This window comes from Variovorax sp. GW821-FHT10B04, assembly GCF_059415645.1.
On the sequence record NZ_JBWKNQ010000008.1, the window covers coordinates 1 to 12,945 of the forward strand.

The following is a 12,945-nucleotide window of genomic DNA, read 5'->3' on the forward strand; positions in this document are numbered from 1 at the left end:
CGGCCAACTACCCCAAGAGCGAGTACGTCACCCGCGGATTCCGCTCCAAGGACGACCCCTGGTGGAAGGTCTGGTGAGCCGGCATTCGGACGATTCGCCGACGTCCCTGTGAGCCTCAGCCCTTCAGCATGCCGATCGCGGCATTGAAGTCGGCGTCTGTTTCAAGCCGTCGCATCGGCGGCAGCGCAGCGATGAGGCGCTTGCCGTAGCCCATTGCCACGAGGCGTGTGTCGCAGATCGCGAGCACGCCGCTGTCGGTTTCCCGCCGAATCAATCGCCCGGCGCCCTGCTTCAACGCAACCGCGGCCTCGGGCAGCGAATATTCGCCGAAGGCGTTGCGCCCCTGCGACTCCAGTCGCTGGGAGCGCGCCTCGACCAGCGGATCGTTGGGCGGCGGAAACGGCAGCTTGTCGATCACGACGAACTGCAATGCGTCGCCCGGCGCGTCGAATCCCTCCCAGAACGATGCGGAGGCGACCAGTACACATCCCGCGCGCCCGAGGCTTGCGCCCTCCCTGAACCGATCCATGAGGACCCGTTTGGGCAGTTCGCCCTGGACCAGCACGTCCGGCGTCCGCTCGAGCCGCAACGCTTCCAGCGCCTTTCGCAGCTCGTCCCCGATCACGCGCAACGCGCGCAACGTGGTGGTCAGCACCAGCGTCCGGCCGCCCAGCTCCGCAGCGCCGCGTGCGGCCATCCGGGCCACGGCGGTGCTGTGCGCCGGATCGGCGGGCTTGGGAAACACGCGTGGCACATACAGCGCCGCCTGCGCCGCGTAGTCGAACGGACTGCGAACGCGGAGCACCTCGGCATCTTCCAGTCCGCATGGCTCGGTGAACCAACGCAGTCTGGGTTCATCACCGAGGGTGGCAGAAGTGAATATCCACGCACGCCCCGTTTCCACAGGGTCCTTGGAATCGACCTTGAGGATCCGGGTGCGTACGGCCTGCGCGATGTCCAGCGGCGACTCGACAAGCCGCAGTTGCGTGCCGACATCGACCCAACGGACCGAACCGAGCACGCAAGGCCGGGCAAACCGGGCCGCCCGCTCTGCCAATTGCATGGCGCGCTCGTGCAGGCGCACGAAGTCGGGCGACAGCTCGCTGACGGTATCGAGACCGGCGGCAGCCGATTCGAAGGCGTGCTGCAGGTCGTCCAGCGCATCCAGCCAGATCTGCGGCGCAACGCCTTCGGGCGCCGTGCGCACCACGTCCGACGAATCGGCATCGCTCATTGGTTCGCCGGCTTGAAGCCAACGCAACTTGGCGCCGGGCCATTGCTTGCCGACCGCAAGGCGCAGTTCACGCGCACCCCGTTCGACCGCCGACGCCAACTGCGTCCATTCGACCAATCCACGTGCCTGCTGCAGCCCGGCCGCCAGCAGATCGCGCGCGAAGTCGAGCGCCTGCCCGGTGCCGAACTGGATACCCAGGAATTGCACGCCGGTTTCGTTGAGCTGATGCGCTTCGTCGAACACCACCACGCTGACGCTGGGCAGCAACTCCGCCATTCCCGACTCCCGGACCGCAAGATCCGCGAAGAACAGGTGGTGATTGATGACCACCACATCGGCGGCGAGCGCCTCGCGCCGCGCGACATTGACGTGGCATGGCTTGAACTGCGGGCACTGGGCGCCCAGACAGTTCTCGCGCGTCGACGTCACGAGCGGAATCAGCGGAGAGCGTTCATCCAGGCCCGGCAATTCAGCGAGATCCCCAGTCCGCGTGGACTGCGACCATTGCTCGATCTTGGCCAGCGTGCGGATGCTGCCGCGTTCCGGCAAGGACGGATCCTGGCGCGCCAGGCCGAGACGATGCAGGCACAGATAGCTGCCACGCCCCTTGAGCAGCGCGGTGCGGACCGGCAATTGCAGTGCGTCGACCAGCCGGGGCAAGTCACGACCGAAGAGCTGGTCCTGCAGCGTCTTCGTGGCGGTGGAGATCAGCACCCGTTCGCCGCTCAGCAACGCCGGCACGAGGTACGAGAAGGTCTTGCCCACGCCCGTCCCCGCCTCGACGACGAGTGCGCCTCCGTTGTCGATCGTGCGCGCGACGGCAACCGCCATGTCGGTCTGGCCTTCGCGCTCGCGGAACTGCTTGGCAGCATGCGAGAGCACGCCGCCCATCGCGAAGACGTCGCGTACCTGCTGCTCGAGCGTCATGCCAGGCGCGCCCGCTTGCTTGTCGCGATCGGTCGTGCAACGCCAGCCGACGGTCGCGAAAACGGGCGAGAGGGAACGATCAGAAACATGAAGTCGAGGAGAAGGCAGGGAAGAAGACGGCGAGATCCGGTGCTGCCTGCGGCCAGCGCCACTCGATAATACGTCCTTGCTTTCGCCCTCCATGAACGCCCAGATGCACGCCCCTTCCCGAGGCTTCCGGCTGTCGGCTGCCACCGGCCTGCATCAGGGCGATCGGCCGTATCAGCAAGACCAGGTCATGCTGATCAGCCACCCGCGCATCGCAGGTTGCGTGCTTGGCGTGGTCGCCGATGGCATGGGCGGACGCAGCGGGGGGCGCAAGGCCTCCGACCAGGTGCTTCTGACGGCGCGGCAGCTGTTCGAGCGCTACCGACCGGGCCATGACCAGCCCGTCGACGCCCTCCGGCGAATCCTCGACGAGGCTCACACCGTCATCAAGCTCACCGCCGTCTCGAGCGAACAGGAGCCCCACAGCACGATCGCCGCCTTTCTCATGGACCCGCAAGGCCAATGCGCCTGGATCCACGCGGGCGATTCGCGCATCTACCACTTCCGGAACGGCCGGATGATTCGGCGCACGCGCGACCACTCTTACGTTCAGGCATTGATCGATCGCGGCGACATCACCGAGGCCGAAGCCGAAAGCCATCCCAAGAGCCACGTGCTGATGGGGTGCCTCGGAATGACGGACGCATCGCCGCCCGTAGATACGCACTCGATCGCACAACTGCTGCCGGGTGACGCGTTGCTCGCCTGCAGCGACGGTCTCTGGCCCTACTTCAAGCCCGAGGAAATGGGCGGCCTGATCGCAGAAGCTCCACCGCGCAAGGCCGTCGAGCTGCTCGTGGAAGAAGCGCGCAAGCGCGCCCGCGGACTGGGGGACAACCTGTCGCTCGCAGTGCTGAAGATCGAGCCGCTGTCACCACAAGACTGATGGGATGGAGCGCGGCGTGCGCTGACGACCCGTCAGCCGCGCTCAAGGCGCTGGTGCGGGCAACGGCGCCGATCGCGGCTTCGTGCGCGCCGCGTTGCGCTTCTCTCGGTCGGCGACATGCTCGGCGGCCTTCTGCAGCTTGCGCTCGTGCAACGCACGTTGCTGGTCGGCTTCAGCAGCGCGTTGAGCGGCCTTGGCCTGCACGTCGGCATGCGCACGCTGCTTGTTTTCGAAGGCGCGCTTGTTTTCTTCGGCCTTGGCTGCGGCATCTTCGCGGCTCTTCGCATGGTCGGCGGCGCGCTGCTCGCGATCTTGTTGCGACTTCATTGCCTGCTCGCGCTGCGCCGGCTGGTCCTGCGGGCGTGGCGTCGCATTCTTTTCGTCAAGACGGTCCAGTTGCGCGGCGCCTCGCTGCTTGCGCTGGATGTCGTTGATTGCGGCCTCCTGCCGCTTCAGGTCGTCGGTCAGCTTGCGGTTGCGCTGCCGGATATCCGACAGGCAGTCCTCCACCGCGAACTTCTGGTAGCAGGCGGCTTGCTCCGTCTTCGAACGGCTTTCCAGTGCCGCCCGCTCCGCGGAGATCCGTGCACGCTCCGCGTCGAAGTTGGTGCTCCCCGACGCTGCGACGGACTGCGCCAGCGCCGAGGCGCCCATCATCATCGACAGGAGAGCGAAAGCGATTTTCTTCATGTGAGCCGTGTGTCGACGACCCGCCGTTCGAGCGCGAGAAACTCCGCCGACTGCATCTCGTTCAGACGAGACACGGTGCGGGGAAACTCGTGCGCCAGCGGACCTTCCGTGTACAAAGACTCGGGTTGGACCTCGGCAGACATGATGAGTTTCACGCGTCGATCGTAAAAAACGTCGACCAGCCAGGTAAAGCGCCGCGCCTCGGATGCCCGCGAGACCGACATGGCCGGCACGTCGGACAACAGCACGGTATGGAACTGAGTCGCGATCTCGAGGTAGTCGTTCTGCGAGCGAGGGCCGCCGCACAGCGTCTTGAAGTCGAACCAGACGACGCCACCGGCCTTGCGACGCGCACGGATCTCCCGCTGCTCGATCCGCAACACCGGATCCTCGTCCGCCGTCTCGGCCAGATGATCGAAAGCCTCGCCCATCTCGCGGTCGGCCTCCGGCCCGTTGGGCGTGAGGTAACGGCGCAACTGCTCGAGCGTCCGGCGACGGTAGTCCGTCCCGTTGTCGACGCTCAGCACCTCGAGGCGTTCGTTCAGCAACGCGATGGCCGGCAGGATGCGGTCGCGGTGCAGGCCATCCGGGTACAGATCGTCCGGCTTGAAGTTGGACGTCGTGACGAAGCCCACGCCGTTGTCGAACAACGCCGCGAGCAATCGATGCAGGATCATGGCGTCGGTGATGTCCGCCACGTGGAACTCGTCGAAGCAGATCAGCTTGTAGCGCTTGGAAATGCGCTTGCCGAGCTCGTCCAACGGATTGACGATGCCTTGCAGCTCCACCAGCTCGCGATGCACCTCCCGCATGAATTCGTGGAAATGCAGACGCGTCTTGCGTGTGATCGGTACCGCGTTGAAGAAGCAGTCCATCAGGAAGCTCTTGCCGCGCCCGACACCGCCATACATGTAGACACCGCGCGGGATGTCCGGACGGTTGATCAGTTTCTTCAGCGCGTTGGAGCGCTGCGACTTGTAGGCGGCCCACTCGTTGGCGCAGCGTTCCAGCGCTTCCACCGCGCGCAATTGCGCGGGGTCGCTCGTGAAGCCGCGCGATGCGAGTTCCGCTTCGTACGCTTGTTTGACGCTGGTCAAAGTGGGAAGACGGCCACCGCCGATGCACCATGGGCGCGCCGGCGGATGGACACGTTCAGAAGTTCAGCGTGCGCTTGTCGACCGCGAGCGCCGCTTCCTTGGTCGCTTCCGACAGCGACGGGTGCGCATGGCAGATGCGCGCGATGTCTTCGGCGCTGGCCTTGAACTCCATCGCCACGACGGCTTCGGAGATCAGTTCGCTGACCTGCGGTCCGACCATGTGCACGCCCAGGATCTCGTCCGTGGCGGCGTCGGCCAGGAACTTGACCATGCCGGTCGTGTCGCCCAGAGCACGCGCCCGGCCGTTCGCGAGGAACGGGAAGGTGCCGGCCTTGTAGGCACGGCCGCTGGCCTTGAGCTGCTGCTCAGTCTGGCCGACCCATGCAATTTCCGGCGAGGTGTAGATCACCCAGGGAATCGTGTTGAAGTTGACGTGGCCATGCTGGCCGGCAATGCGCTCGGCCACGGCAACGCCTTCTTCCTCGGCCTTGTGCGCAAGCATCGGGCCACGCACCACGTCGCCGATCGCCCAGACGTTCGGCAGGTTGGTCTTGCATTCGCCGTCCACGACGATCGCACCGCGCTCGTCCAGCGCCAGGCCGACGGCCTCGACGTTCAGGCCGATCGTGTTCGGCACGCGGCCGATCGAGACGATCAGCTTGTCGACGTCGAGCTTCTGCGCTTCGCCCTTGGCGTTGGTGTAGGCCACGCTCACACCCGAAGCCGTCTTCGCGATCTCGCCGACCTTGACGCCCAGCTCGATCTTCAGGCCCTGCTTGTCGAAAGCCTTCTTGGCTTCCTTGGCGATCTGCTCGTCGACCGCACCGAGGAAGGTGGGGAGACCTTCGAGCACCGTGACTTCGGCACCCAGGCGGCGCCACACGGAGCCCATTTCGAGGCCGATCACGCCGGAGCCAATCAGCGCCAGCTTCTTCGGCACCGCGCCGACGCGCAGCGCGCCGTCGTTCGACAGGATGCTCTCCTCGTCGAACGGTGCACCCGGCAGCGCACGGGCGTTGGAGCCGGTGGCCACGATGATGTGCTTGCCGACGATCGACTCTTCAGCAGCGCCGGCGACCTTGATCTCGTAGCCACCGTCGGCAGCCTTTGCGAACGAGGCACGGCCATGGAACGACGTGATCTTGTTCTTCTTGAACAGGTAGGTGATGCCGTCGTTGTTCTGCTTCACGACCTGGTCCTTGCGGGCCAGCATCTTGGCGACGTCGAGCTCCAGGCCCTTCACCGTGATGCCGTGATCGGCAAAGTGCTTGCCGGCGTGCTCGTAATGTTCGGACGATTGCAGCAGCGCCTTCGACGGGATGCAACCGACGTTGGTGCAGGTGCCACCCAGTGCCGGGCCGCCCTTGGCGTTCTTCCATTCGTCGACGCACGCGACATTGAAGCCGAGTTGCGCCGCACGGATCGCGGCGATGTAGCCGCCGGGGCCGCCGCCGATCACGACGACGTCGAATTGTTTAGACATGAATCTCTTTCAAATGAGCCCGCTCGAGCAAGCTCCTCTTTCTCTTTACCAGGAACACCGCGGAACCGGCTCTGCCGGACCGCAGGTGTTACCCCCTCGAAGGGGGTTGGCGAAGCAACACGCAGTGCGCGAAGCCTGGGGGTGGTCAGATATCAAACAGGAGGCGCGACGGGTCTTCCAGCGCTTCCTTCATCGCGACCAGGCCCAGCACGGCTTCGCGGCCGTCGATGATGCGGTGGTCGTAGCTCATCGCGAGGTAGTTCATCGGACGGATCACGATCTGGCCGTTCTCGACCACCGCGCGGTCCTTGGTCGCATGCACGCCCAGGATGGCCGACTGCGGCGGGTTGATGATCGGGGTCGACAGCATGGAGCCGAAGGTGCCGCCATTCGAGATGGAGAAGGTGCCGCCGGTCATGTCTTCGATGCCCAGCTTGCCTTCCTGTGCCTTCTTGCCGAACTCGGCGATCTTCTTCTCGATCTCGGCGAAGCTCATCTGGTCGGCATTGCGCAGGATCGGAACGACCAGGCCGCGCGGCGAACCGACAGCGATACCGATGTCGAAGTAGCCGTGGTAGACGATGTCGTTGCCGTCGACCGATGCGTTCAGCACCGGGAACTTCTTCAGCGCGTGCACGGCCGCCTTCACGAAGAAGCTCATGAAGCCGATCTTGACGCCGTGTTCCTTGGTGAAGGCATCCTGGAACTTCTTGCGCATGTCCATGACCGGGGCCATGTTGACTTCGTTGAAGGTCGTCAGGATCGCGTTGGTCGACTGCGACTGCAGCAGACGCTCGGCGATACGGGCACGCAGGCGGCTCATGGGCACGCGCTGTTCCGGGCGTTCGCCCAGATCGGCGGCGCGCACCGGTGCGGCCACCTGCTGCAGCGCGGGCTTGGCCGCGGGTGCAGGTGCAGCAGCGGGGGCCGGAGCCTTGGCGGTCGTGCCGGCAGCCACGGCGCCGAGCACGTCGCCCTTGGTCACGCGGCCGTCCTTGCCGGAGCCAGCCACATCGGCGGTCGACAGGTTGTTGTCGGCCAGCAGCTTGGCGGCAGCGGGCATGGCGACGTCCGACTTGGCGCCACCGGTCGCGGCTGCAGCAGCAGCCGGCGCGGGGGCAGCCGCCGCTGCGGGAGCGGGTGCGGCGGCGGCAGGTGCTGCGGCGCCAGCCTTGGCTTCGGTGTCGATCTTCGCGATGACCTGGTCGGCCACCACGGTCGCGCCGTCGCCCTGGACGATCTCGGTCAGCACGCCAGCCGAGGGGGCCGGCACTTCGAGCACGACCTTGTCGGTCTCGATCTCGATCAGGATTTCGTCGACCGCCACGGCGTCGCCGGCCTTCTTCTTCCAGGTGAGCATGGTGGCTTCGGCCACCGATTCCGACAGTTGCGGGACTTTGACTTCAACGATAGACATTTGGAGAGGGCTCCGATTCGTATTTTTGTGGGTGTTTCAAAACAAGGAGCCGACTCACTTCGTGAGGACAAATCCCTTGAGCTTGGCGAACGCGCCGTCGACCAGCGCCTTCTGCTGTTCCTGATGCAGATGCGAGTAACCGACCGCGGGCGATGCCGAGGCAGCGCGACCCGAGTAGCCGAGCTTCTGGCCGTCGAGCATGTTCTCGTGGATGTAGTGCTGGACGAAGAACCAGGCGCCCTGGTTCTGCGGCTCGTCCTGGCACCAGACCACGTCGACCAGGTTCGGGTACTTCTTGATCTCGGCCGCGAAGGCCTTGTGCGGGAACGGATAGAGCTGCTCGACGCGGATGATCGCCACGTCTTCCGCCGCCTTCTCGTCGCGCTTCTTGGCCAGGTCGTAATAGACCTTGCCCGAGCAGGCGATCAGACGCTTGACCTTCTCGGCCTTCGGCGTCTTCGGGTCCGGAATGACGGTCTGGAAACCGCCCTTGGTGAACTCGGAGATCGGCGAGGTCGCGTCCTTGTTGCGCAGCAGCGACTTCGGCGTGAGGATGATCAGCGGCTTGCGCAGGTTACGCACCATCTGGCGACGCAGCAGATGGAAGATCTGGCTGGCCGTCGTCGGCTGGACCACCTGCATGTTCGTGTCGGCCGACAGCTGCATGAAGCGCTCCAGGCGCGCCGAGCTGTGCTCCGGACCCTGGCCTTCGTAGCCGTGCGGCAGCATCATGGTCAGGCCGTTGACGCGGCCCCACTTCACTTCGCCCGAGGCGATGAACTGGTCGATGACGACCTGCGCACCGTTCACGAAGTCACCGAACTGGGCTTCCCAGATCACGAGGGTGTTCGGGTCGTTCGAGGCGTAGCCGTATTCGAAGGCCAGCACGGCTTCTTCGGACAGGATCGAGTCGATGACGACGAACGGAGCCTGGTTGTCGGCCACGTTCTGCAACGGCACGTAGGTGCCTTCGTCGAACTTCTCGCGGTTCTGGTCGTGCAGCACGGCGTGGCGGTGCGTGAACGTGCCGCGGCCGCTGTCCTCGCCCGACAGGCGGATCGGATAGCCGCTGGCCACCAGCGAAGCGAAAGCCATGTGCTCGCCCATGCCCCAGTCGACGTTGGCGTCGCCGCGGCCCATTGCGGCGCGGTCGTCCAGCACCTTCTTGACCAGCGGATGCACGGTGAAGCCGGCCGGAACGGTCGTGATCTTCTCGGCCAGGCGCTTCCACTCGGCGGTCGGGATCGCGGTGTCGGCTGCGTCGGTCCACTTCTTGTTGAGGTACGGGCTCCAGTCGACGGCGAACTTGCTCTTGAAGTTCGTCAGGACCGGATCGGAGGTGTTCTTGCCGGCGTCGAAGGCCGCGCGTTGCGCCTTGACCATGTCGTCGCCAAGCGTCGCACCCAGGCCTTGCGTCGCAAGCTTGTCGGCGTACAGCTTGCGCGTGCCGGGATGCTGGGCGATCTTCTTGTACATCAGCGGCTGGGTGAGCGAGGGCGTGTCCTGCTCGTTGTGGCCCAGCTTGCGGAAACAGATGATGTCGACGACCACGTCCTTCTGGAATTCCATGCGAAAGTCGAGGGCGAGCTGGGTGGCGAGCACCACGGCTTCAGGATCGTCGCCGTTCACGTGCAGCACCGGCGCCTCGATCATCTTGACGATGTCCGAACAGTACAGCGTCGAGCGGCTGTCGCGCGGGTCGCTGGTGGTGAAGCCGATCTGGTTGTTGATGACGATGTGCACCGTGCCACCGGTGGAATAGCCACGCGTTTCGGCCAGCGCCAGCGTTTCCATCACGACGCCCTGGCCTGCGAAGGCCGCGTCGCCGTGCACGATGATCGGCAGCACCTGCTTGCCGAGCGGATCGCCGCGGCGGTCCATGCGGGCACGCACCGAGCCTTCGACCACGGGGTTCACGATCTCGAGGTGGGACGGGTTGAACGCGAGGCTCAGGTGAACCGGGCCGCCGCGCGTGGTCACGTCGGAACTGAAGCCCTGGTGGTACTTCACGTCGCCGCTGGGCAGCTCTTCGGGCGCGGTGTGGTCGAACTCGGCGAACAGGTCCTTGGGCATCTTGCCCAGCGAGTTGACCAGCACGTTCAGGCGGCCACGGTGGGCCATGCCGATCACGATTTCCTGCACACCCTTGGCGCCGGCTTCGTTGATCAGTTCGTCCATCGAGACGATGAAGCTTTCGCCGCCTTCGAGCGAGAAGCGCTTCTGGCCGACGTACTTGGTGTGCAGGAAGCGCTCGAGGCCTTCGGCTGCAGTGAGGCGCTCGAGAACGCGCTTCTTCTGTTCGGCGTTCAGCTGCGGATTGGCGCGGGCGCTTTCGAGCCGCTGCTGCCACCAGCGCTGATGGCTGTGGTCGGTCGTGTACATGTACTCGGCGCCGATGGTGCCGCAGTACGTTTCGCGCAGCGCGTTCAGCAGGTCGCGCAGGGACATCGTGTCCTTGCCGAAGAACGTGTTGCTGGTGTTGAACACCGTTTCCAGGTCGGCGTCGGTGAAGCCGTAGGAAGAGGGTTCGAGTTCGGGGATCGCCGGACGCTCGGTGCGCTTGAGCGGATCCAGGTCAGCCCAGCGCAGGCCGACGTTGCGGTACGCCGCGATCAGCTGCTGGACGGCCGTGCGCTTGCGTCCGAGTTCGGAGTCGGCACCGCTGGCGACGACCACCTTGGTGGTGCCCTGCTTGGCACGCTCGGCGAACGCGTTGACGACCGGCAGATGCGGAACGTCCTTGACGTTGCTGCCGTCGGAAGCGGGCACGTGCTGCAGCGCGTCGAAATACGAGCGCCAGTTGTCCGGCACGCTGCCAGGGTTCGAAAGATAGTTTTCGTACATCTCTTCGACATAGGGCGCATTGCCGCCGAAGAGGTAGGTGTTGCCTTGATAGGCTTGATAGACGGACGAGGAATCGCTCATATTCCGCTGACCTTCGCTTCCCTGAAGGAAGCATTAGCTGGTTTAAGAAACCTTCCGCGACACGGCTGGACCGATTGGCGGATGCGACTGTGGCTGGGGAAGGGCCTGAGTACCTTGGCATTGTGCCACGTCAACCATGTGACATCGTTTCGCATGCTTGCAAGCCCTCAGGAAACGATGTGCTGAATCTTCTGCAGCACGAGCGGGTCGTCCATCGTGGTCAGGTCGCCCGGATCGCGCCGTTCGCAGACCGCCTGGATCGCCCGGCGCAACAGTTTGCCGCTGCGCGTCTTGGGCAGCGCGGTCACGAAATGCACCCGCGCCGGCCGCGCCAGCGCGCCGAGCTGGCTGGCCACTCGCTGCATGATCTCGCCCTCCAGATGCAGCGCCGCGGCCTCGTCGGCCACCGCGCCGGCGTCCTTCGCCACCGCGAACGCGACCGCCACCTGCCCCTTGAGCGCATCGGCGACGCCCACCACCGCCACCTCGGCAACGGCCGGATGGCCGGAGATGCTTTCCTCGATCTCGCGCGTACCCAGCCGATGGCCGGCGACGTTGATCACGTCGTCAGTCCGTCCCAGGATGTAGAAGTAGCCGTCCGCGTCGCGAATGCCCCAGTCGAAGGTCGAATAGACCGTCGTGCCCGGCACGCTTTTCCAGTAGGTGTTGACGAAACGTGCGTCGTCCTTCCAGATGGTCTGCATGAAGCCTGGCGGCGTCGGCCCGTCGATCACGACCACGCCTTTCCGGTTCGGTTCGCGAAGTTCCTCGCCGGTCGACTCGTCCACGATCTTGACCCGCCAGCCATACATCGGCACGCCAGGGCTGCCGAACTTGCTCGGCTTTTTTTCGACGCCATTGGCGATCGTGATGATGGGCCAGCCGGATTCGGTCTGCCAGTAGTTGTCGATGATCGGCACGCCCAGTCCGTCGCTGATCCAGCGCGCCGTCGGTTCGTCCAGCGGCTCGCCGGCCAGGAAGAGCGCACGCAGGCTGGAGAGGTCGTACTTCTTCAGCAGCGCCGGATCCTGCTTCTTGAGCACGCGCACGGCAGTCGGCGCGCTGAACATCACGCTGACCTTGTACTTCTCGACCAGCCGCCACCAGATGCCGCCGTCCGGCTGGCGGTCGAGCCCCTGCGTGGGCAGGCCCTCATAAAGAATGGTCGCCATGCCGCCGATCAGCGGCCCATAGACGATGTAGCTGTGTCCGACCACCCAGCCGATGTCGCTGGTGCAGAAGTAGGTCTCGCCGGGCTTGCCGTCGAAGATGTGCGGAATGCTCGCGGCCAATGCCACCGCGTAGCCACCGGTGTCGCGCTGGACGCCCTTCGGCTTGCCGGTGGTGCCGCTGGTGTAGATGGTGTAGCTGATTTCGGTCGATTCGAGCCAGGCGCACGGCACCTGCGTACCTGCATGCTGCTCGGCCAGAACGTCCATGCGGTGGTCGCGGCCGGGCACGATCTCCATCGGTGCGAGGCCGCGATCGGCCAGCAGCACGGCCTCGGGCTTGTGGCTGGACAGGCGGATCGCCTCGTCGAGCAACGGCTTGTACGCGATCACCTTGCCGCCGCGCGAACCGCCATCGGCGCTGACGACGACCCTGGGCTCGGCATCCTCGATCCGGGTGGCCAGCGAACCGCTCGCGAAGCCGCCGAACACCACACAGTGGATCGCGCCGATGCGCGCACAGGCAAGCATCGCGAAGACGGCCTGCGGGATCATCGGCATGTAGATCAGCACCCGGTCGCCGCGGCCGACGCCCAAGGCCATCAGGCTGGCCGCCGTGGCCTGCACCTCCGCATGCAGCTGCGCGAAGCTCCAGCTGCGCTCGACACCTGTTTCAGTGGAAACGAAGTGCAACGCAGGCTGATTGCCGCGCGCACCCAGGTGACGGTCGATCGCGTTGTGGCAGAGGTTGGTCCGCCCGCCGACGAACCAGCGGGCGAATGGCGGCCGGCTCGCGTCCAGCACCTGCTCGGGTGGCGTCTGCCAATCGATCAGCTTCGACTGCTCGGCCCAGAAGGCCTCGGGCGCGTCGAGAGAATGGCGGTAGAAATCTTCGTAGCTGGGCATGTCTCTTGTTCTCCGGTTGACGCCGGCCATTGCCGGGCCCCCGAGTCTCAAGCTTCGACTTTGCAGGCAACTGACGCAACCCGCGACAACCCGCATGCCGCGGGCGACGCGCCCGATCCGATCG

At 65.3% G+C, this 12,945-nt stretch carries 8 protein-coding genes; 1 reads left to right on the forward strand and 7 read right to left on the reverse strand.

Annotated elements, in window-relative coordinates; translation table 11 throughout:
* Positions 1–115: 115 nt before the first annotated feature.
* Positions 116–2,161 carry a DNA repair helicase YoaA gene (yoaA, locus tag AC07PZ_RS19575; RefSeq protein WP_495297081.1) on the reverse strand — a complete coding sequence of 682 codons (2,046 nt, stop codon included), beginning with the start codon at positions 2,159–2,161 and terminating at the stop codon, positions 116–118.
* Between the two features lie 193 nt (positions 2,162–2,354).
* Here yoaA and AC07PZ_RS19580 point away from each other — a divergent pair, with 193 nt between their 5' ends.
* Complete coding sequence (locus tag AC07PZ_RS19580) at positions 2,355–3,134, forward strand: PP2C family protein-serine/threonine phosphatase (protein WP_495296805.1); 780 nt, start codon at positions 2,355–2,357, stop codon at positions 3,132–3,134.
* A gap of 42 nt (positions 3,135–3,176) precedes the next feature.
* On the opposite strand, the gene AC07PZ_RS19585 is transcribed toward AC07PZ_RS19580, so the two are convergent.
* The 6 genes from AC07PZ_RS19585 to AC07PZ_RS19610 all read right to left on the reverse strand — a co-directional run bounded on the left by AC07PZ_RS19585 (position 3,177) and on the right by AC07PZ_RS19610 (position 12,851).
* Positions 3,177–3,824, reverse strand: coding sequence for a hypothetical protein (locus AC07PZ_RS19585; protein ID WP_495296806.1), 648 nt, complete (start codon positions 3,822–3,824; stop codon positions 3,177–3,179).
* Positions 3,821–4,921 (reverse strand): cell division protein ZapE, encoded by a 1,101-nt coding sequence (gene zapE / locus AC07PZ_RS19590; protein ID WP_495296807.1) that lies wholly within the window; start codon positions 4,919–4,921, stop codon positions 3,821–3,823. The genes AC07PZ_RS19585 and zapE overlap by 4 nt, the downstream gene beginning before the upstream one ends.
* Positions 4,922–4,976: 55 nt before the next feature.
* A complete protein-coding gene (lpdA, locus tag AC07PZ_RS19595) occupies positions 4,977–6,404 on the reverse strand; it encodes a dihydrolipoyl dehydrogenase (protein WP_495296808.1) in 1,428 nt (475 codons plus the stop codon).
* Between the two features lie 145 nt (positions 6,405–6,549).
* A complete protein-coding gene (odhB, locus tag AC07PZ_RS19600; protein ID WP_495296809.1) occupies positions 6,550–7,821 on the reverse strand; it encodes a 2-oxoglutarate dehydrogenase complex dihydrolipoyllysine-residue succinyltransferase in 1,272 nt (423 codons plus the stop codon).
* 54 nt (positions 7,822–7,875) lie between these two features.
* Positions 7,876–10,746 carry a 2-oxoglutarate dehydrogenase E1 component gene (locus AC07PZ_RS19605; RefSeq protein WP_495296810.1) on the reverse strand — a complete coding sequence of 957 codons (2,871 nt, stop codon included), beginning with the start codon at positions 10,744–10,746 and terminating at the stop codon, positions 7,876–7,878.
* Between the two features lie 167 nt (positions 10,747–10,913).
* A complete protein-coding gene (locus tag AC07PZ_RS19610) occupies positions 10,914–12,851 on the reverse strand; it encodes a propionate--CoA ligase (RefSeq protein WP_495297082.1) in 1,938 nt (645 codons plus the stop codon).
* Positions 12,852–12,945 lie beyond the last annotated feature (94 nt).